Below are 21,313 nucleotides of genomic sequence, written 5' to 3'. Positions count from 1 at the left end.
CCAACGGTAATCTTCTTCCGCGCATACGCCTCCCAGCCAGGGAGTAAACGCGATTCCGGCTGCGGTAGATCGGAGAGCACGTTGGTCACAAGCAGATAATAGGAACTCTTAGTCACAAGTGCTCGCTCATCATCATTCAGCTCCGTCGGTTCGTTCGTCCGCCGTCCACCCTCCACCTGTAACTGAATATTGCGCGAATCTTCAAAGTTGTCATCGATTATTGCGACACAGAGGCTACTTGCAACGTCGCGCAGCCAGGTCCCAGTAGTCTCGATCTCCCGATTCAATTCCGTTCCAGCGAGAGCAGCTGACTCCACAACCTCGGCGTCGTAACGGGCCGCAACGAATCGCTGATATATTGCTGACCGTCGGTCGCGGTCCGCGTACACAATCTCGGTAAGTGCACGCGTCATTTCGGCATAGGCAGACAAGAGACGCCCGGACACGAGCGATCGTCGGCTGGCTTTAGTCGTTTGCCGAGTAAACCATGCCGAAGCTGCTGCACCAACTGCTGCCACCGCAGCGGTCGTCGCCGAAACCCATTCCATAAGTAGAGAATACCCGGCACCGATTCTTTGCGTGCGGACAATTCGATCCAAGCCATGGGTCGGAGGGTGGTTCGACTCTTCGGCGAGCCATCGTGCCGACTCCAGCCTGACGACCGGATCAAACCCGACCGCAAAGTGCGCCGGTGGTTCAGCGATCTCGGCGTCCCGGTCGATCCTCAGCTCACGAAGGACTACATTCCTGGCTGCGGCTCCCGTGTGCTCGAAAGAGCTTGGCCACAACGTCACGCCGTGGGAGATCGACCACGCGATCTGGCTGGCCGCTCGACGCTGATCGAGAGTTGACTCGGATCGTCACCAATTTCAGGCTGTCCCCGATCAGACGATCCGTCCGCCTTGTCGGATGTGTCGGTTACATTCGGTCCACCCCCACAGCAGTACGGAGAGCCTCATGACCGAACACGCACTCGAGCCGGTTCCGGTGTGGACCCTCGCCACCCGCGAGGTCCAGATCCCGTCCATCGTCGACGACAAGGCGTCGATGACACCCGAGCGGCTGGACAGTCTCCGCAACGCGCTGGCCGCGTTCAGCGAGGCGCCGATCGCGACGTTGGAGGCGTACGCGCTGCCCAAGAAGGTCGAGCGCTCGAGTGGCATTCACCTGGCCAGTGCCAGCCCGCTCGCGCAGCACTTGGCGCAGCTGGTCAAGCAGACTCCAAAGGTCACCCACGATGGTGCAGAGACCCTCTACCGCATGGTCGTGCCGGCCAAGGTCGCCGCGCCGATGGGCAGCGGGATCGTCAAGCCGATGGCGTCCAAGGCCGCAGCCAACGGCATTCACAGCGCGCTCGTCGGAGGATCGAAGATCGCCGGCCAGGCGACGTTCGTCCCCGTCGCCGCGGGAAAGGCCGCGACCGCCGGAGCTGCCGGTGGTTCCGCTGCCACCGCCGGTGTCGCGGCTGCGGGGGCCGGCGCGCTGACCGTGGCCGCGCCGCTGGTGCTGATGGCTGTCGCGGTCGGAGTGAGCGCGTACGCCGATCAGCAACGCCGTCAGGCGATGGAGCGGATGACCGAGCTCCTCGAGAAACTCGACGCACACAATCTCGAAGACGAACAGCATCGTCTGGAGGGATGCCGCAGCGCCATCACCAAGGCCACCGCCATTCTGCTCGACGAGGGCAAGCTCGGCGTCACGCTCGGCCTCGAACCCGCGGTCAACATCATCGACACGGCCATGGTCAAGGCCGAATCGCGGCTTCGAAGCTGGAGAAGTCGCTCGACGGGCTCGGCGACGGAAAGGTCGAAGTCAACGAGCTGACGAAGGCCATTCCCGGCATCGATCAGCGCAACAGCGAGTTCTATGCGCATCTCGAACTTGCCCAAGCCGCCATTGCGATGAAGCGACGCACCCTCGTCCTGCAGGCCCTCGAGCACGCTCAGCTCTCCCAGAGCAACCCGTTCGAACGCTTCCTGCAGACCCTTGAGGTGGAGCAACGCGAGATCGACGCGCTCGATGGGCGCATGCGAAAGGTGCTCCTGCACTTGTCGTCGCTGCGGCTTGACCGCTCTCACGGCATCCGAGACTTTGTCTTTTCCTCGGGAGACGTCGACAAGCTGATCAACACGGGTGAGAACCTCCGCCAGCTCGGAGACTTGGCAACACTCCCCGCGCATCGCCCGGACGTGACCATCGAGATCGCCCAGGAGCAGGACGGCTCGGTCACCGTCTTTCCCGCACTGGCCGGCTGATTCGAGAAGCTGGGACGCAATGGGAAATATCAACGGCCGCAACGCCGACTCACGCGTTGTCGCCAGCAAGATGGACCGGATTCGTGAGCCGCATGTTCGATTGCTCAACGAGCTCGCCGACCGCATCGCCAACGCGGAGGGCTTCCAGCGCCGTGAGGTGCCCTACGTCGACCCGGACACCGGCGGTATCCACGCCCGGACGCTCGTGCTGCTGGACAACCCCTCGACCAAGGCCGAGTCCGGCTCGGGTTCGGGGCTGCTGAGCCTGGACAACAACGATCGAACCGCCCGCTACTGCCGAGAGGCGTACGCGCGGCACGGCGTTGCATGGTCGGACGTCGTGCACTGGAATGTCGTGCCGTTCCCGGTCTCGGGTGTGAAGAACGGCGGTTCAACGCCAGACGAACGCGCCCGAGGCGTGCGCTGGACCCGGGAAGTGGTCGATCTCCTCCCCGATCTCGAGATCGTGCTCCTCCTCGGGGCCGCAGCCCGCGACGGTTGGAAGCGGGCCGCCATCACGCGCGACGGACTGTACGTTCCCGCGGGCAACATCCCCCACTGCTCGATGCGGGGACTCAACACTGCGGGCGGACGAGAGCGGTTCGAGGCTGCGATAGCCGATGTGGCAGAGCGGCTTCGGTGACTACGAACACCGGCTCCAGGTCCCAGTGCTCCCGGTGAACCCGATTCTGTCGTAGGCCTCGCCTACCGTGTGTTCAGAACACCTAGGAGGTCTCATGGCTACAACCATTGTTGATGGCTCCCTGAACTTTTCGTTCCCGGAGATCGACCAGGCCGCGATCCTGCACATCACCTTCCACCGGACGCTGCGTGTGCCCGATGACGCGACCACTTACGGCCTTCCGCCTGGTCTCGGCGAGTTCGACCTGCGGCAGGTGGGTGAGCGCAACGACGTCATCATGCCGATGTGGCAGGCCGAGGCCTCCTGGATCGGCTTCTCCTCACCCACGCAGTATCCGTTCCTGATCAAGGTGGGCGTCGGTGGGGTCAATGCGATCACTGGTGACCCGTACTCCCCCGTTCCCGACTTCGGGTCGGAGGACTATCTGGAATCCGATACCCAGCCGTGGCTCGACGGATTCCGTGTCGACGACACCACCGTGCGACAGTTCGTCGCGATGCCTCTGGGCACGGGCTACACCGTCGCCGAACAACTCTCCGGCAAAGACACCGGAACCATCGAGTTCTCCGTCGTGCCGATCAAGGCCGAGGTCTGGGCCCAGCGCGAAGTCATAGCGCCTCCCACACTGGACTTCTGCGCGTGCCCACCCGCGGACGGTGACGGCATGGGCTTCGGCGCCGGCGGAAGTATCAAACAGTCGATCGCCACTCCCCTCGAGTCACACGACAACTGGTGCGACACCGCCCAGTCGAGTGCAACGGTGAAGATCGTGAACTCAACTGCGTGGCAGACGCTCACAGACGAGCCACCGCATCACCCTCCCCTGACCATCGACGAGTACCGCGCTTACGGATACCCGTGGTTTGCTTGGTACGACGATTCCTTGGCACGCCAAGGGGAGTCGCCCTTCGCATCCGCACGAACGGTGAAACACGTCGGTGACTCCCTGTGCGAGCAACCACTGCCCGACAACCCCACCTTCACGCCACCGACGCCGATTGTGCTCGGTCCAAGAATCTAGGAAAATCATGTCTTCCAAGAGTTCTGACACAAATCCGCTGCTCGTCGGCGCGGTGTTGGTGATCGGCGCAGTCATCTGGTTCGTGATCCATTTCTGGTACCTCGTCGTCGGACTGATCGTAGCCGGGGCCCTTGTGTTCGTCGTGATCAAGTTGGCCCAACGGAACGCCGCGCGACGTGAACATCTCGAGGCCGAAAGACCGCGATGCTGGCGCGTTGCGAGGAAGAGAACAAGCGATACGACGCCGATCCGGAGCGCTATCTCTCAGCACTGCACCCAGACTCGACGATGGGGACACAGAACTGACAACCCAACCCGCCGATCATCTCCCCGCATGTCCACCACCCGGAGGAACCTCCCGCGAAATCGGACTCTTCGGACGTAATGAGTGCGTACCGTTCTGGCGATGCACCCCACCGTGGGCGTGGAACATCAGGAGGATCGGTAACGATGAAGACGGTATCTCGTTGTGTGGCAGCTCTATCGGTGACCTTCGCCGTCATACTTACAGCGTCCGCGTGTAGCACCTCGTCCTCGGACGCCACCTCGACGACCACACCCGCTGTCGTGCCGAATACGGTCACCACGACCACCGAGGTCCTGCCTTCGACCACGGTCGCCACGACGCAGAGTGCGGTTCCGCCGGCGGCAACCACGACCGCAGCGGCCGAACCGGCAACCATGCCGAACGTCGTCTGTATGAACCTGCAGGCCGCGCAGAACGCCATCCAGCGAGCCGGAGTGTTCTTCTCCCGCAGCGAGGATGCAACCGGCGAGGGCCGAAGCCAAATCGTCGACAGCAACTGGATCGTCGTGTCGCAGACCCCTCCCGCGGGTAGCCCAGTGACCGAGGGCCAGGCCGTATTGTCGGCGGTGAAGATCGGCGAGCCGAATCCCTGCTGAGCACTGAGCCGCCCAGCTTCGTCTCACCCGGGAGCTCCGCCTGCAGCGCCACCACCCGCACTACACTCCACCGATCCCCTCACCCTCGGCCAACAACTGGTCGCGGTCCTGGAGGGCGGGCACCGCACGGCGACTTACAAGCTCGCGGTGATGGTTGCGTTACTGGATCTCGCGGTCGAGTCGGTACCCGACGATCCGGGTGCCGCGGTGTCAATCGATCTCGACGACCTCACCGAGCGGGTGATGGCGCTCTACTGGACGCAGCTTCGGCCGCTGGACGAAAAGTCGCACGTAATCCTCCGCCAGTCCAACGACGGGCGCGGCGTCGTGTTCAGTCAGCTCACTGCACTGCGTGCTGCGTGTGCCACGGCGCGGCTGCGTCAGATTCCGATCGAGAGCGCCAAAATGGCTGTGCCACAGGAGTACCAGGCAGCGCAGTCGGCGATCAAGAAGAACCTGGTGCGTTATCCGCTGAAGCTCCTGCAACGCGTCGGCACCGGCACTTATGAGTGTTTCCTCTACGACGACTCGTGGTTGGGCACCGATTCGACGCGCGTCATCGACGCTCACGGCAATCAGATCGAACTGTTCCCCGGTGTCTGCCACACCCTCGCCCGCCTCGCCCCGCTGGTCAAGCCTGCGTTCCAGCTCGCCTGGGTCGACGACGTGCGACGCATGAACCGTGAGGTTCTCGGCGATGAGCCCGATATCGCCGCGCACCTCTTCGGCACCGAACGCGTCTCCCTCGCCCGACCGGCCGAAGTCCTTGCCGACCACTTCGGCAACGACTGCTTCTACTGCAACACGCGGCTACGCGCGGGATGCCACGTCGATCACGTACTCCCGTGGTCGCGCGTCGGCATCGACGGACTGACCAACCTCGTGCTGGCATGCCAATCCTGCAACAGCAGCAAGTCCGACCTCCTCCCAGCGCCGGCACACGTCATACGGGCACTCGACCGCGGTCGCTCCGTCCTCGACTCCCTCACCGAAACCATCCACTGGCCAAGCCAATTCGATCGCATCGTCTCCGCCTCCCACGGCCTGTACTCGACGCAACCCTCCACCACGCCGACGTGGTACGCCCCCAAACGCATCGAACCCCTGCAGCGCGGCGACTTCCGGTGGACGGACGCTCAGCTCTGACCCGACCCTGTCGGTACCCACGTCTACTGTGCAAGTCACCCCGCCACCTGCGGGGACACTCACCGCTGACGATGGAGCTGCATGACCACCTCTCCCGAACAGATCATCACCGACACCTGGCGAGAGTTCACCGAGGATCTCGTCGGCCGACTCGGCGACCTCGCCCCCGGACGATTCGACTTCCTCGAATGCTTCCGTGCCTCAGATCGTCTCCAGCTCATCACCTTCCGCGCCACCAAACCCGGACGCATTCGCTGCACCATTACCGACGACGCGCTGGGCGACGACGGCCACAGCGATGCGGCGCTGACCAGCGCCGGTTTCCGTCACCTACCCAGCCGCCGTGAACACGTCCTCGACATCACCCGACACCAGCACGGAGTGACCGCCGTCCACTGCATCCGACTCCTGCGCGAGACCTGGGACATCCCGTTTCCCACGTTCCTGTTGCTGCGCGACGCCTGCAGGACTGCAACACCGTTCGCGTGCGACGCGCCACTGTACTCGGCCGCCACCAAACGCCATCTGTGGGCGGTACCCGACCTCGAGGACTGACCCCCACACCGTCCTGTGGATAACCAACACGGCCCCACCCGCGGGCCGTGTTAGGTTCATCCCCGACCGGACAAACGGGACATACGGGGGTGTGGTGGACGTCGATCCAGATGCGTTGCGCGCATTCGGAACACAGGTGACGCAGACGTCGCAGGCGGTGGCCGACGCCCACCTAGCCGACGCGATCACGGGTGCCGGGCGGTGCATTCCCGGGTCGACCACGGCGTACACCGCAGCTCTCGTCGGCGAGGGATTCGTCGATCTCGTCGACACCTTTGCCCGCCACCTCGACGCGATGGGTGCGGCCGTGCGGGGCAGCGCCAACAACTACGTCGCCCAAGACACCGATGTCGCCACCGCTCTCTCATCGGTGTGGGAGTCCTGACACCGCATGCTGCCCAGTCGTTCTCGCCTGCAGAGCTGGCAACCCGAACAACTCACCGAAGCCGCCGACACCGTAAAGACCGCGGGGTCGGCCATAGAGACCGCGGCAGAGTACGCGGCGGGGCAATGCGCCGGACTGCCCGAGTACCAGGGGTGGACGGGTCCGGCGCAAACCGCTGCCCAGCAGTCGTTCGATCAGGCCAAGCGTGCGGCGTATGCGATCGCCGATGCGGCCGAGGCCGTCTCGGGTGCATTGACGATCGGGGCACACGATCTTGCGTGGGCACGGTCGTCGCTGCTCGATCACGTGACCGCTGTGGAGTCCGGCGATCTATGGGTGAACGACCTCTGGGTGGTCCTGATCCGACCGAAGGAGTACACGTCGGCGGCGCTGGTGGAGCTACGTAAGCAACGGGATTCGGCGCAGGCGGCGACCAATTCCAAACTCCTCGCCGTCGGCACCGCCGACGACTCGACTGCCAACAGCCTGCGCGCGGCGGCACAGTCACATGCCGTCACCCTGCCGCAGGCGCCCACCATGATGGAGGCGATGATCAACACCCGTGCGGCTCCTCCGCAGGACGAGGTACCCAATCCGGCTGAACTCATGGGGCAGCTCCGGCAGGGCCAGATCCGCGACGTCGACGCCGCGACCACGATCGCCCGCGTCGACACCGACACCGTCGTCAACGGCTCGACGACGACTGTGCTCATGCAGGACGGTGGTCGGACCGTGATCACCGACCGCACGACGTCGGCGGTCGGGAACGACGGCGTCGTCGAGGCGGGGTTCGCCGCGGACGACACTCTCGCCTCGCACACCGAAACTCAGTACGATCCGCAGGGCAACCTGGTGGTCGCCATCAACGAAACCCGCGGCGACCGTTCGGGAACCGTTGCCACACGCGTCCAAGTCCCGTCGGGCGGTGCGTACAAGGTGGTGGCCGCCGACGGCGCCAAGAAGGGGTGGACGCTCAACCCCGACGGCACCCGCAACGAAGACCTGCCGGCCGACGCCGGCTACTTCACCCATCCGAGCGAAACACTGTTCGGCGCAGGCATGACGTCGATGGAAGTGGCCGCCAAGAACGGACACCTCGAAGCCGGCCCGATCGCCCGCGCCGGCATAGCATCGGGGATGAAGTTCGGCGGCCCCGCGCTGTCAATCGCGGTGACCGCCTCCGACATCATCAACGCCGACAACAACTACGAGGCATGCCGGACACTGATGAGCGGGGTCATGGGCGGCGCGGGCGGATGGGCCATGGGCGCGGCAGTAGCCGGGCTGTCAGCCCCGGCCGGCCCCTTGGCCGTACTCGGTGCCGGTGCCGGCGCTGCCGCCGGCACCTGGGTATTCGGCAAAGCAGGCGACGAGATCGGGCGGTTGGTGTGCCCGAAATGACGACACGACAACAACTTCCGCTGCCCACGGTGTGGAAGCGGGCGCAACAACTGACCGCACTCTTCGGTCTGATGGTCACTGTGTGCGGCGTCTGGATCCTGGTGGTGGCGGCGATCGGAGCGCAGGATCGCACACCGGCGCACGAGATCTATCTGCTGTCCTGGGGTGTCACGTTCACCATCCTCGGCCTCAACATGTTCGTCCTGCTGTCCATCGACAGACGTTCGCTTGCCCGCGCACCGGTGCGATCGACCGCCAGCGGGCTGGTGATCGACGTGCGTCCGCGGTCATGGGCACTATTGCCGAGCTCGCTCGCAGCGTTCATCGGTTGTCTGGCAATCGGTTACGGCGTACACACCGGGACGGTCACCAACATGGCCGAACCCGGAGACGAGACGCCGGTGACGATCATGATGCTGGTTGGTGCAGCTCTCTGCTTCTGCGGAATCGTCGCCGCGTTCCGACCACGCACGGGCGTCGCAGTGATCCTGACGCCGACAACAGTGACCTTCGAACCGGGCACCAGGCGGGAATTCACCACACCGTGGGAGGCACTTCTGGAGCTGCGGCCCGTGCGGTTCAAAGCAACGATGCGCGTCGAAGTGCGTTCCCTGGCAGGCCGAACCGACTACGACGCATCGCTGTCATGCGTGGGACCACTCACCCTGCACACACTGCTGCACTACTACTGGCAGCATCCGCAAGCACGGGACGAGCTCGCAGACCGGCGCAGCCGGGAACGACTCCTTGAGCGCCGCTTCGGAATCGAGTGATCTCACGCCTTCGGCGTCGGCGCCGCCTCGGCCTTGCGGAACGGGCCCGTCACCCACTGCCGCGAGATCCGCGGTTCCGGTTGTCCGGCAACAGAGGTCACCGTGCGGTCGCGGGCCGGACGGCCGGCGAGTCGGTGCGAGAGCCACGAGACAGCCAGCGGCCCCGACAGCGGCAGCAGCGAGTAGTGCTCACTGAGTTGATCACGCACATACATCACCGACGCCCCGTTCTCGCGGTAACGCTCAACCAGGCTGTCGATGTCGTCGACGTCGATCACCTCGTCGCGCACCGCCTGCACCACCAGCAGCGGGATGGTCGGTGTGTGGCTGCCGAGTTGGATGTCGGTCATCATCTCGGCGATCTCGGGCTGCGCGAGCATGTCGGCGACCGGGATGTCGAGGTAATCGTCGACGTCATGATTCTTGAATTCGCGCAATGCTTCCGGTGTTCCGGTGCGGGCGATCGCGTCGAGGTTGCGCCGGCCCGCCTCGGTGGCGTGCTCGTTGATGGCGGCGTCGAGCGCGGGGTAGACGCGCCGCAGCCCGGCGATCACCATGATCGGCAGCGCGGCGTGGAATCCACCGTTGAGACGCAGCAGCGCGGAGGCCATGTTGCCGACCGGCGAGCCGAGGACCGCGCCGATCAGGTTCAGTTCCGGTGCGTACGTCGGTGCCATTTCGGCAGCCCACGCGGTGGCCAGTCCGCCACCGGAGTAGCCCCACATACCGACCGGCACGTCGGGGGCCAGGTCGAGTTCGGGGAGTGCGAGGGCCGCGCGGATACCGTCGAGCGTGCGATATCCGGGTTCACGGGGCGCACCCCACGCACCGAGCATGCCCTCGTGGTCGGGAATCGACACCGCCCATCCCTTCGCGAGTGCGCGCCGCACCACCAGGAACTCAAACGGCGCGACCGCGCGCCGCGCCCCTGTCCCCTTGCGTAACGCGTACGACGGGAAACAACTCGACGTGACGGCGTCGATCGCGCACTGGAACGACAGCAGCTGGAACTTGGCCCCGGTCGCTCGGCGTCGCGGCAGGACGATGGTGGTCGCGGCGACGCAGGCCACACCGTTGAGGTCGGTGGAGCGGTACAGCACCTGCCAGCCCATGTTGCGGTGATGCGAGGTCCAGAAGTCCTTGAGCTCCACCTGCCGCGTCCGGATGATCTCGCCCGGCTTCAGGCTCTCCAAGCCCTTCGGCGCGTCGTAGAAATCGTCCTCGGTGGGCAGGATCGGCGCAGGAGCCTCGTCCACGGCGTCCGCGTCGTGCGCCGCTGCATTCGCCGTGCTCAGGTCGGCAACCATCACACACCTCTTTTCCGTGTCGCGGCACCCGCACACCAGGTCAGGCGGGTGCAGGTGCCCTCTACGTTCTTCAACGGTTGGGGGCCGCACAGCCATTCCAGCATTGCCAGGTTCAGGGCGTACTTTCAGGTTCGACGAGTCGACGCGCACGCAAGGAGAACCATCGTGACCATGACCACTCTCGACCCGATGACCGCGCTGATCGTCATCGACATGCAGCGCGGGATCGCGTTCCGTGACGATCTGGCGCCGCACCCGACGGCGCAGGTCATCGATCGGATCGGCGAGCTGGTCACCGCCTTCCGCGCGCACGATCTGCCGGTGGTGATGGTCAACGTCACGGGCATTCCGCTCGGCCGAACCGACCGCAACGCCGGGCAGCCGGCGCGCACCATCGCACCGGAGACCACCGAGTTCATCGACGAGCTCGCTCCCGAGCCCGGCGACATCGTCGTCACCAAACACTCGCGCAGCGCATTCGTCGGTACCGGGCTGGCCGAGACGCTGCGGGCGCGTGGCGTCACGCAGGTCGTCGTGGCCGGTATCGCCAGCGGCGCAGGCGTGGAGTCGACCGCCCGCGACGCCCACGAAGCGGGCTTCCATGTGTCACTACCGACGGATGCGATGACCGACTCGAACGCCGAGCGTCACGCGCACAGCGTCGAGTCGATCTTCCCGCAGATCTCCGAGACCGGTTCAACAGCAGACGTTCTCGCACTCCTCCCCGCGGTCGCCGCCCGCCGTCAGTGACCGATCTGCTCGTCGAGCCAGTCGAACATCCTCTGGCCGGTCAGGGCTCGCGCCATGGGCTGGCAGTGCCAGCTGGCACCTTCGGCCGCGGTGAACTCGACAAGAGTGGTGGCGGCACCGGACATGTCGGCCAGCTGCTGGGATTGTCCGGGCCAGAACTGTTCGCCCTCGGGTGCGGTGATGAACATCGGTGTCCGGATCAAGCCGGCGATCTCGGGCGTGAGTGTGTAGCGCGCAACAGCTTTCATCGTGTCCGCGTAGCCCGCTTGGCCGTAGGGTCGTGCACGCCAGTCCCACATCTTCTTGGTGGATTTGCTCATCTTCATGCCGATGGCCATCATCTGGTCGAAGTCGTGGTCCTTGCCGTCTTCGATCTTCTTGGCCAGCGAGTGCCCGACGTTCTCCAGCCACGACGTCTCGACGCGCACCACGCCCGGGTCGGCAATGGCTGCGGCATAACGATGTTCGTACGCCAACGCGCGAGGCACCCAGTAGCCGGCCTGGCTGATGCCGTACACGGCAAGTCGGCGGGTATCGACTCCGGGGAGTCCGACGACGACATCGGTGACCGGCGTCAGCACGGCCTCCCAGTCCGGGCGGAACAGCATGCCCTGCTCGAAGAGCATCGACTGCTGACCGGGCCCATCGAACATCACCACCCGATAGCCGCGGGCGAGCGCGCCGTGTGCAGCCGCCGACCACTGGCCGGTGACGGCGCCGTCGCTGCCGTTGACCATCACCAGTGTCGGTCGCGGCGAGTCGCCCGCGCCGGCCGGCGAGAGATACCAGCCGGGTAGCCGGGTGTTCTCGTACGGGATCGAAAGTCGTTGCGCATCAAACGGTCCGTGGTCGATGAACTTCTCCCACGCCGCGCGGTGTTCGGCGAAGATCGGCATCCTGTCGTCGTCGTCGGCAATACCCTCGAGCGCGTCGAATGCCTGCGCCAGGTAGGTGGCGGCCCGGAGGTAGGCGAATCCCGCGCTGTAGCGGTGCCCGGATGCCGCGGAGGCGTCGGCCTCGCTGCGGAGCCGGCGGCCGAGGTTGTGCCAGGCGGTGAACCAGTCGCGATCGTGGCCTTCGCCGATGCCGTTGATGGTGGCAAAGATCTCGCCCACATCGGCGGCGCCCGATGTGCAGTAGCCGAGCAAACAGCGAACGTCGAAGTCCCGGCCGGCATCGTTATAGAAGCCGTTGCCGTAGGCGGTGTGGATGGCGTGCGGAGTGCGCATGGTGCTGATGCACTTTCTCTCGTGCGTACCCCGATGGGGCAGGAGCTGGTGTCGGACGACTGCCGCCGATCAGCGGATGATGTTGTGCGGTACGAGGTCACCGATGTTGGTCGGCGGCAGCGCACGGACGGCGACCATGATGGCGTCGCAGACGAGCCCGCTGGGGACGCCCGTCTGGCACACATAGTGCCCGGTTTTGTCCCAGTTCAGGCAGTGCCCCTCGAAGCAGTAGGTCAGGCCGTCTGCGGTGCGCGACCACGGCGGCGTCGGGGGCTTGGGCACGTTCACCGGGTTGGCCGACGCCACGCCCGCGGTTCCGAGGAGGGCCGCACCTGTCATTGCGGTGGCGGCGAGGGCACGGAGGATGGTCTTCGTCATGACGGTGGTTCTTCCTGTCGGGAGGATCAGTGATCGGTGCACCAACTGTGCTCTACTGCACAGGTGCCAGGCGTCCGTGCAATGACAGAGATTTTCTTGCCACTGCCCGCCGCGACCGATTCGCACTAATCTGAGTTCATGGTGCGGACGCTCAAGCCGGATCGTCAGACGACGATCAAGGCGTTATACGCCGCCCTTGCCACGGCCGTTGCCGGGACGTCGCCCTCCGCGCCCACCACCCTGGTCCTCACCGCTGGTCCGGGCACCGGAAAATCGCACACGCTCGCCCTGCTGCGCTCGGAGCTCCCGGTGCGCAGTCGATACGCCTGCGCCGACGATCTGTCGTGGCGGCAACCGTTCATGCTGGCTGCTGCCCTCGTAGGGGTGGACCTGCCCTCGACGATCCCCGATGGGTTCGCCGACGTGCTCTACGCCGAGGTCGACGCGTTGTGCTCCGACGGCCCGCTCCTTCTGCTTATCGACGACGCGCACCATGCCGACGCGTCATCGCTGGAACTGCTGTTGCAGTTGTCCGCGGCGGCACGGGATCTGCCGCTCGTCCTGGTGGTGGGGCGCCGCCCCCTACCCGAGCGTGAGCTGCTGAGCCGCCTCATCGCGCGGCCTCAGGTGGCGCAGTGGTCGTTGCCGCCGATGCGGGACAAGGAGATCGCCCAGCTGTGTCGCGACCTTCTCGGCGCCGACCCCGACGACTCCCTGGTTGCCGCACTCGCGCCGGCCGGCGGCAATCCGTTGCACGCGATCTCCTTGCTCCGCACCCTCGAACAGTCCGGCGGGCTACGCGTCTCCGGTGGCCGCGTCGGTGTGTCCGACGATGCGTCGGTCCGACAGCCCGAGGATGACCACGACGCCGTCGCCGAGCATCTCGCCCTACTCGACCCACAAGGTCGCGACCTCACCCAACGTCTCGCGGTCTGGGGTACCCCGGCCACCCTCGCCGACCTCGCCGCCATCGACGACACCCGGCCCGCGTCGTTGGTCGCCGCCGCCCAGTCGGCCGTCGATGCCGGCATCCTCGTCGCCGCCGACGACGGCACCCTGGCCTTCACACACGACCTCTACGCCGAGGTCACCTACGAGCATCTCGCGCCGGCTTTCCGGTCGGTCTTGCACGACGCGATTGCCGATCTCCCGCAAACGACAGCCAGTCCGCACCGTGAGGCCCATCACCGGCTGGCATCGGGGACCGATGAGCAGGCGACGCGCACCGCGGTGCAGCGCGCCCGATCCGAGTTGGAAAACGCCCCCGCGGTGACCGTCGACCTCCTCGACACCCTCGCCGAACGTCCGGCCGCCACCACCACCGGTTCGGCCGGCGTTCATCTGCCCCTCGCGGTGGCGCTTGCCCGCACCGGCCAGTTCAATCGCGCCGCGGACGCCGCAGCCGAGGGCCTGATCCACACCGCCGACCTAGACGAATTCGCCTCGCTGCGCGCCGTGCAGTTGTTCTCACACACCGCGCGCGGCGACACCGCCAGCGCGCGTGATCTCATCGATGACACCCTCGCGTTACCCGTCGATGACGACGTGGCCCAACGCCTGCAGGCGCTGCGCTGGCACGTCGATCTCTTGGAGGGTTCCGCGCCGGTGCCCGATCAGCCATTCTTCAGCGCCGACACGGACCTCAGTACGCTGCCCGCGCCGGCGCTGACCTCGGAGGGACTGCGGTTGTTCCTCACCGGCCGTCTCAACGACGGCCTCAAGCTGACCTTGCGGGCGTCGGCGCAGCAACCATCCGATCAGACCAACCGGACACTGGGCACCTCCTCGGCCGACATCTGGCCACCGCTGATCGAGCTCTTCGCTCGAGGTCCGGCAGCTGCCGCCGACCTGTTGGCGGGGATAACGCATGTGCGTACCGCGCGGGGCACCGACTGGATGGCTGCCTATCACGAATTCACCAACGCCGGAATCGAACTGGGCCTCGGACGGCTGGACAATGCGGCCGCAACGTGGGATGCCGGACTGGATCTTGCGGCCTCCGCCGACATGGGCTGGACCTCGATCGCCGACGGCGGACGCGCACTGGTCGACGTCTTGCGTGGAGACCTTGCCGCAGCATCGAGCCGCCTCGAGGCATGGGCGGGCAACGCCCTTCCCGACCAATTCGGGATCGATATCCACGCGCGCGTGGCGAACCTCCTGCTCGAGGCGCGCCGGAAACTGAGACCGGCCGCCGCGGGTATGGGAGCGGTCTTCACGCGCGCGGTGTCGCGACGGCTATACGCGCAGCTGCCAACTCTGGCGGTGGACTGCGCACGACTGGGAGTCCGGGCACAGGACCTGGCGCTCCTGGAGATGGTCGCCGACACCCTCGAGGATTTGGGTGAGCCCTCCACCTCCTATGCGGGCGCGCATACCTCGCTGGCGCTGGCGCGGTGCGCTGCGTCGCTCGGACGAATCGACCTACACGCGTTGATCGCGGTCGGCCTGGAGTCGGCCGAGGTATTCCGCGCCTCGGGCGACCAGGTGCTCCGATCTTGGGCGCTGGAGGAGATCGCCTGTGCAACGGCAACTCTCGGCGACAGAGACAAAGGCCGAGAGTACGGACGATCGGCGTTGGCGCTGACTCAGGGTATGGGTGCGGTGACGGTGTCAACGCGCATCGCATCCCGCCTGCGGCCCATGGGCCTGCGGTTGGATCCGAGCAAGATTCGAGAACGTCCCACCCATGGCTGGAAGGCCCTGACCCCGACAGAGCGGACGGTCGCCGAGTTGGTGGCCACCGGCGCCTCGGGACCCGACATCGCCAGTCAGCTGGTGATCTCCACCCGGACCGTGCAAACCCACGTGTCGCACGCCCTGACCAAGTTAGGCCTGCGGACCCGCGTAGAGCTCGCAGCGTATGTGACGACGAATCAGCAAGAGTAAGGCGGAGTTCCCGCCAGGCGCTGCTCGCCTCATTCCAGCGACCGCCCCTCATCGTCGGTGATCGGTCCGTCGTACTCGAGCAGCACCCGACGGCGGTCGAGTTCATCGAAGAGGACCCGAAGCGTGTCGGCCATGTGCCCCGAGATCGGGTGCGACGTACCGGTGCGAATGCGGACCGCCTGATCGTCGTCGAATTCGAGATCGAGCAGCACCTTCGAGATACGTTGAGCAAGAACACTGTCGGGCACCTCGAAGGTCGCACATGCGAATCCGGCGTCCTCGATCACATCGACCTCGACCAGCATCTCCGGCGAGGCAGTCACGTACGACGACACGGACCCGTAAGTAGTCGGCGTGTGCCCCACGCGGCCGGCCCACGTGACGTCGACAGAGCGCAACAGCAACTCGGTCCGCGTGGTCACCGCGGACTCGACCTCACTCATCGTCAGCTCACTCGTACAGGCCGAGCCGGACACCCCGAACCTCCGGGAATAGTGCACCGCCACCTACTTCCCCCCGATCAACTCCCGAATGTCGTCGGCGCCGATCGCCGACCCGAACAGGTCGCCGTCGTCGACCACGGCGGTGAACAGTTCGCGCTTGCGTTCTTGTAGCGCAACGACTTTCTCCTCGATGGTGCCCGCCGACACCAGGCGGTAGACGTTGACCGGGCGGGTCTGTCCGATGCGGTGGGCGCGGTCGACGGCTTGCGCTTCGGTCGCGGGGTTCCACCATGGGTCGCAGACGAAGCAGTAGTCGGCCTCGGTGAGGTTCAGGCCAAACCCACCGGCCTTGAGGCTGATCAGGAACACCTGCGTCTTACCGCCGGTGAACCGCTTGATCTCCGTGGCGCGCTGGGTCGCCGACATCGACCCGTCGAGGTAGCTGACGTCGAGACCCATATCGACCAGCCGCTCCTCGATGAGCCGCAGGAATCCGGTGAACTGGCTGAACACCAACGCGGAGTGGCCTTCTGCGATGAGGTCCGGGAGTTGTTCGGCCAGGTAGTCGATCTTCGCCGACGCGATCCCGGCATGCTGATCCTCGACGAGCCCGGCGTGCAAACTCAGCTGCCGCAGCATGGTCAGCGACCGGAAGATCGCGAAGCGGTTCTCATCGAAGTCGCCGAGCAGCCCGAGCACCTTCTGCCGTTCCCGGGTCAGGCGGGTCTGATAGATCTTGTCGTGCTTGGTGTTCAGATCGATGGAGAGAACCTGCTCCTGCTTGGCGGGCAGATCCGCGGCGACCTGCTCCTTGGTGCGGCGCAGCATGACGGGCCGAATCCGGCGGCGCAGCAACGCCAGCCGCTCGGGCGCCACCCCGGATTCGATGGGCTTGCGGAAATACTCGGTGAACGTCTTCGGTGAGGAGAACAACCCGGGCGCGGTCAGCGACAGCAACGACCACAACTCCATCAGGTTGTTCTCCATCGGGGTGCCGGTAATGGCGAGTTTGAAATCGGCCCGCAACCGTCGAGCACACTGGTGGCCCTTGGAGTTGTGGTTCTTGACGAACTGGGCTTCGTCGAAGATGACGCCGGTCCAGTCGGCCTCGTCGAACTCCTCGAACCCGATGCGCATCAACGCATACGAGGTGATGACGATCTGCTTGCCGGCGATCCGCTCGGCGAGCGGGACCCCGACGCGGGCGCTGGTCGCGGTGACGGTGAGAACCTCGAGGTCAGGGGTGAAGCGCGCGGCCTCGGCGGCCCAGTTGGAGATGACGCTGGTGGGTGCGACCACCAGGAAACGTCCGTCCGGTTCGTCGTGGAGCGCCGACGCGATCATCGCGAGGGTCTGCACCGTCTTGCCCAGCCCCATGTCGTCGGCGAGGATGCCACCGATCCTGTTCTCCCACAGAAAGTTCAGCCAGTTCAAACCTTCGGCCTGATAATCGCGGAGTTCGGCGGTGAAGCCCTCGGGGAGCGCGCACGGTGCGGGCGGTTGCGCTGCGGCGAGGCGTTTCATCCGCGCCTCCCACTCGGCGAGTTCCTTGTCGACGACGCCGAGTGCCATCAGCTCGTCCCACAGGGTGGCGTTGTGGGAGCGTTGGCGTACCTTGCCGTTCTCGAGTTCGCCGAGCGCACGGGCCTCGTCGATGAGTTCGGCCAGCCGCTTCAGTTCCGGGTTATCCAACGCGAAGTAGATGCCGTTGGGTAGCAGCATGTGGGTGGCCTTGCCGGACAGTTCCCGCACGATGTCGGCGAGGGCGACCTTGTTGCCACCGATGTCGATGGTGATGGTCAGCCCGAACCAGTCGGAATTGCCGAAGTCCTTCCCGCCGAACGAGATCTGCGGTGGTGAGTCCGCCTCACGGTAATCGAGCACCTCACCCTCGAAGATCACCTCCACCCCGAGCTCCCGAAGTTGTGGCAGCACCTCGACGTGCAGCATCGCCGCCTCCAGCGGCGCGAATCGCAACGGCCGGGTGAGCGCCGGGATGTCGGCGGCCTCGATCAGCGACTTGGCCGGGGTGACGAGCAGACGGTTCAGGTCCGTCGCGCGGTTCAGGTCCGTCGCGTGATTCGACGACGCGATGCGGTGGCGGACGGCTTGCCTCCGCCAGTCGCCGCACAGCGTCGCCGCGTGCATCAGGAGCGGCCTGATGCTCGCCCACGCCTGCTGCTCCGCGTCGAGATCACGAAGCCGCGACGGGTGATCGACGGGAAAGACCCGTTGGCGTCCGTTGACGTCGTAGGCGACCTCCCAGGTCACCTCGGAGCCCCCGTCGTCGGAGCGGACGGTGAGCTGCAGTTGTGGGCCGCTGACCTCGGCGTCGACCAGCGCATCCTCGACCACCTCGACCGCCATCGACTCGGCCAGCCGCGGAAGCATCTCGGTGGCGAACTCGTCGATGTCGGCTGCGGGGATGCGCGCCGAACGATTCGCGAACAAGTTCTTGAGCGCCTCGATAGACGCCGGCGGGGTGAACGGACCCATGAGCAACGTCTTGTCGGATCGCGCGAAGATCCCGTGTGGCTCGGGGTCGCCGAGGAGCCCGGCGGGCGATCCGTCCCAGATGTGGCCGTCGATCACGAGGTTCGGCGAGACGACGAGTCCGTCGTCATCGCGCGTCACCACGAGTTGCGCCGACGACTCCTTGACCAGCTGGACCTCGGAGGTGCGGGTGGTCTTGGCGTGCGGCACCAGGACCACCCCGGCGTCGACCGCGGCTGCGAGCAGGTCCCAGATGTCGGCAGGTGCGTCCTCGAGCCGAAAGACCTGGTCACGGGCGTATCGGTCACCGATCCGCATCGCACGGCCGATGGCCCGTACCCGGCGGAGGTGCTCGGGCACGAAATCCTCGACCGCGCGGTCCTGTCCGGACGATCCCCACACCGGCCGAACCTCCGGCTCGATCGAATTCCACGACACCCCGGTACGTACCCACGAGCCGGTCTTTCCCGGCGTCACCAGGCGCAGGGTGGGCCCGGTCATCTTCTTCGGTCCGCCGCCGGGCATCTCGATCAGAATGCCCAGGGGTGCGGTCCCGACAGTGGTTGTCGCCTCGTCGCGGACGAGTCCGTCGAGGAGCAATCGCCAGGGGGCGATCGAGGTGGTGGCGCGCCGCGGCTGTGCGGCCGCACTCGCGGTCAACAGCAACGCGACGAGGTGTTTGCAGTCGACACCGACAGGGCACGTGCACCACGCGTCGGTGAGGTCGTACTCGCCGCCGACTCTCGAGAAGCTGGCCTCGACGTCATAGACCATGCCGCGCGAGCCATCACACTGCCCCACCAGATGCCGACCGTCCGCCGTCCAGGTGAGACCGGAGATCCGCCCCTCGTCGGCATAGGCCACCCCGCGGGAGACGGTCGGTCCGTCGAACTCCGCGCGGAGGTAGCTCTCGTCCATATCCAGTGGCTGCAGTGGTGCCATGCGCCCGAGAGTATCGAGGGGCTCCGACATTCTCGGGGCACGACGCGGAGGGCTGTGGCTGGTGTGCATGCTGGTCACGGATGTGATCGGCGTAATCTCGCCCATGGTCGCGGGGTGCAATGTCATCCTCGTAAATCAGGCACCACCGATCAGGAGAACTGATGCGCAGCACCATGCAAGACGTCCCGTTGTCGATCGCGCAGATCCTGCGCCACGGCAGTACCGTCCACGGCACCGCCGAGGTCATCACGTGGATGGGAACCGAATCGCGCCGCCGCAGCTACGCCGAGGTGGGGCGCCGCAGCGCCGCACTCGCCAACGCTCTGCGCGGACTCGGCGTCACCGGCGATCAGCGGGTGGGCACCTTCATGTGGAACAACGCCGAGCATCTCGAGGCCTACCTGGCGGTGCCGGCGATGGGCGCGGTGCTGCACACCCTCAACATCCGGCTGTTCCCCGAGCAGCTGGTGTTCGTCGCCAACCACGGCGAGGATCACGTCATCATCGTCGACCCGACGCTGCTGCCACTGCTCAACCCGCAACTGCCCGAGCTGAGCACCGTCAAGCACATCATCGTCACCGGCGAGGACACCTCCGGCGTCGAGGCGCCCGAGGGCATGACGGTCCACTCGTACGAGGCGTTGATCGCCGATCAGCCGGGCACCTTCGACTGGCCCGAGGTCGACGAGCGTGACGCCGCCGCGATGTGTTACACCTCCGGCACCACCGGCGACCCGAAAGGTGTTGCCTACTCCCATCGTTCGATCTATCTGCATTCGATGCAGGTGTGCATGACCGAGGGCCCGGCACTCAAGCAGGGCGACCGGGCGCTGGCCGTGGTCCCGCAGTTCCACGCCATGTCGTGGGGACTTCCCTACGCGGCGTTCATGATCGGTGCGTCACTGATCATGCCCGACAGGTTCTTGCAGCCCGAGCCGCTGGCCGCCCTGATCGCCGCCGAGCAGCCGACGTTCGCCGCGGCCGTCCCGACCATCTGGCAGGGCCTGCACCAGTATCTCGAGCAGCATCCGCAGGACATCTCGTGCATGCATGACGTCCTCATCGGCGGGTCGGCGGTGCCGCCATCGCTGATGCACATCTTCCAGGAGCAACACGACATCCAGGTGTTGCACGCCTGGGGCATGACCGAGACCTCCCCGTTGGGGTCGGTCGCACGCCCGCCGGCCGGCACCGAGGGTGAGGAGCGCTGGCGCTACCGCTACACGCAGGGCCGGTTCCCGGCGTCGGTGCAGGCGCGCATCGTCGACGACGGCACCGTGTTGCCGAATGATGGTGAGAGCGTTGGCGAACTCGAGGTCCGCGGACCGTGGATCACCGGCGCCTACTACGGCGTCGACGCACCCGAGAAGTTCGACGACGGCTGGCTGCGCACCGGCGACGTCGGCACCATCACCCCCGACGGCTACCTCACGCTGACCGACCGCACCAAGGACATCATCAAGTCCGGCGGCGAGTGGATCTCGTCGGTGGATCTGGAGAACGCCGTCATGGGGCATCCCGACGTCATCGAAGCCGCCGTCATCGGCGTGCCCGACCCCAAGTGGGACGAGCGGCCGCTGGTGGCCGTGGTGCTGCGCGAGGGCTCCGACGCGACACCGGACTCGCTGCGAGAGTTCTTGTCCGACAAGGTCGCCAAGTGGCAGCTGCCGGAGAACTGGACGGTCATCAACGAGGTCCCGAAGACCAGTGTCGGCAAGTTCGACAAGAAGCGCCTGCGCTCGCAGTACCACGACGGCGGGTTGTCGGTGACGCAGCTCTGAGGGTGGGGGTCCGTCTACC

At 66.0% G+C, this 21,313-nt stretch carries 16 protein-coding genes and 1 pseudogene; 12 read left to right on the top strand and 5 right to left on the bottom strand.

Annotated features, from left to right (window positions below; genetic code table 11):
- The first annotated feature begins 957 nt into the window (after positions 1 to 957).
- The 9 genes and pseudogenes from J6U32_RS03100 (at position 958) to J6U32_RS03060 (ending at position 9,082) form a co-directional block, all read left to right on the top strand.
- Positions 958 to 2,255 (top strand): annotated as a pseudogene (locus J6U32_RS03100) (hypothetical protein).
- Positions 2,256 to 2,274: 19 nt separating this feature from the next.
- Positions 2,275 to 2,898, top strand: a complete 624-nt coding sequence (locus J6U32_RS03095) for a uracil-DNA glycosylase (RefSeq protein ID WP_208793498.1) — start codon at positions 2,275 to 2,277, stop codon at positions 2,896 to 2,898.
- A 94-nt stretch (positions 2,899 to 2,992) separates the two neighbouring features.
- Entirely contained in the window at positions 2,993 to 3,919 is a 927-nt protein-coding gene (locus tag J6U32_RS03090; protein ID WP_208793497.1) for a hypothetical protein, read from the top strand.
- A gap of 699 nt (positions 3,920 to 4,618) precedes the next feature.
- Entirely contained in the window at positions 4,619 to 4,822 is a 204-nt protein-coding gene (locus J6U32_RS27200) for a PASTA domain-containing protein (RefSeq protein WP_006372037.1), read from the top strand.
- Positions 4,823 to 4,972: 150 nt separating this feature from the next.
- Positions 4,973 to 5,968: an HNH endonuclease gene (locus tag J6U32_RS03080; protein ID WP_244332543.1), complete on the top strand. Its 996-nt coding sequence runs from the start codon at positions 4,973 to 4,975 to the stop codon at positions 5,966 to 5,968.
- A gap of 81 nt (positions 5,969 to 6,049) precedes the next feature.
- A complete protein-coding gene (locus J6U32_RS03075) occupies positions 6,050 to 6,523 on the top strand; it encodes a TY-Chap domain-containing protein (protein ID WP_208793495.1) in 474 nt (157 codons plus the stop codon).
- Positions 6,524 to 6,617: 94 nt separating this feature from the next.
- Positions 6,618 to 6,908 carry a hypothetical protein gene (locus tag J6U32_RS03070; protein WP_244332541.1) on the top strand — a complete coding sequence of 97 codons (291 nt, stop codon included), beginning with the start codon at positions 6,618 to 6,620 and terminating at the stop codon, positions 6,906 to 6,908.
- Positions 6,909 to 6,914: 6 nt separating this feature from the next.
- Positions 6,915 to 8,309, top strand: coding sequence for a hypothetical protein (locus J6U32_RS03065; protein ID WP_208793494.1), 1,395 nt, complete (start codon positions 6,915 to 6,917; stop codon positions 8,307 to 8,309).
- Positions 8,306 to 9,082 carry a hypothetical protein gene (locus J6U32_RS03060; protein WP_208793493.1) on the top strand — a complete coding sequence of 259 codons (777 nt, stop codon included), beginning with the start codon at positions 8,306 to 8,308 and terminating at the stop codon, positions 9,080 to 9,082. Before J6U32_RS03065 ends, J6U32_RS03060 begins: the two co-directional genes overlap by 4 nt.
- Before the next feature lie 2 nt (positions 9,083 to 9,084).
- Here J6U32_RS03060 and J6U32_RS03055 read toward each other — a convergent pair whose 3' ends face one another.
- Positions 9,085 to 10,389: a lipase family protein gene (locus J6U32_RS03055; protein ID WP_208793492.1), complete on the bottom strand. Its 1,305-nt coding sequence runs from the start codon at positions 10,387 to 10,389 to the stop codon at positions 9,085 to 9,087.
- Positions 10,390 to 10,554: 165 nt separating this feature from the next.
- Between J6U32_RS03055 and J6U32_RS03050 the strand changes: the two genes are divergently transcribed.
- The gene (locus tag J6U32_RS03050) at positions 10,555 to 11,139 is read left to right on the top strand and encodes a cysteine hydrolase family protein (protein ID WP_208793491.1); all 585 of its coding nucleotides are present in this window, start codon (positions 10,555 to 10,557) and stop codon (positions 11,137 to 11,139) included.
- Here the strand turns inward: J6U32_RS03050 and J6U32_RS03045 are convergent.
- Both J6U32_RS03045 and J6U32_RS03040 read right to left on the bottom strand, forming a co-directional pair.
- Positions 11,133 to 12,368, bottom strand: a complete 1,236-nt coding sequence (locus J6U32_RS03045; RefSeq protein ID WP_208793490.1) for an alpha/beta hydrolase family protein — start codon at positions 12,366 to 12,368, stop codon at positions 11,133 to 11,135. The genes J6U32_RS03050 and J6U32_RS03045 overlap by 7 nt on opposite strands.
- Positions 12,369 to 12,437: 69 nt before the next feature.
- Positions 12,438 to 12,746 (bottom strand): hypothetical protein, encoded by a 309-nt coding sequence (locus J6U32_RS03040; RefSeq protein ID WP_208793489.1) that lies wholly within the window; start codon positions 12,744 to 12,746, stop codon positions 12,438 to 12,440.
- Between the two features lie 138 nt (positions 12,747 to 12,884).
- Between J6U32_RS03040 and J6U32_RS03035 the strand changes: the two genes are divergently transcribed.
- A complete protein-coding gene (locus J6U32_RS03035; protein ID WP_208793488.1) occupies positions 12,885 to 15,635 on the top strand; it encodes a helix-turn-helix transcriptional regulator in 2,751 nt (916 codons plus the stop codon).
- Positions 15,636 to 15,664: 29 nt separating this feature from the next.
- Here J6U32_RS03035 and J6U32_RS03030 read toward each other — a convergent pair whose 3' ends face one another.
- Both J6U32_RS03030 and J6U32_RS03025 read right to left on the bottom strand, forming a co-directional pair.
- On the bottom strand, positions 15,665 to 16,078 hold the full coding sequence (locus J6U32_RS03030) for a hypothetical protein (RefSeq protein ID WP_244332539.1): 414 nt from the start codon (positions 16,076 to 16,078) through the stop codon (positions 15,665 to 15,667).
- Positions 16,079 to 16,141: 63 nt separating this feature from the next.
- Entirely contained in the window at positions 16,142 to 19,513 is a 3,372-nt protein-coding gene (locus tag J6U32_RS03025; protein ID WP_208793487.1) for a DEAD/DEAH box helicase, read from the bottom strand.
- A 161-nt stretch (positions 19,514 to 19,674) separates the two neighbouring features.
- On the opposite strand from J6U32_RS03025, the gene J6U32_RS03020 reads away from it, so the two are divergent.
- Positions 19,675 to 21,294, top strand: a complete 1,620-nt coding sequence (locus tag J6U32_RS03020; protein ID WP_208793486.1) for a long-chain fatty acid--CoA ligase — start codon at positions 19,675 to 19,677, stop codon at positions 21,292 to 21,294.
- Positions 21,295 to 21,313 lie beyond the last annotated feature (19 nt).

Origin of the sequence: Gordonia polyisoprenivorans (assembly GCF_017654315.1) — a bacterium.
Lineage (GTDB): Bacteria > Actinomycetota > Actinomycetes > Mycobacteriales > Mycobacteriaceae > Gordonia > Gordonia polyisoprenivorans_A.
The sequence above is the reverse complement of the archived record's forward strand: the minus strand, read 5'-3'. Positions and strand labels throughout refer to the sequence as shown.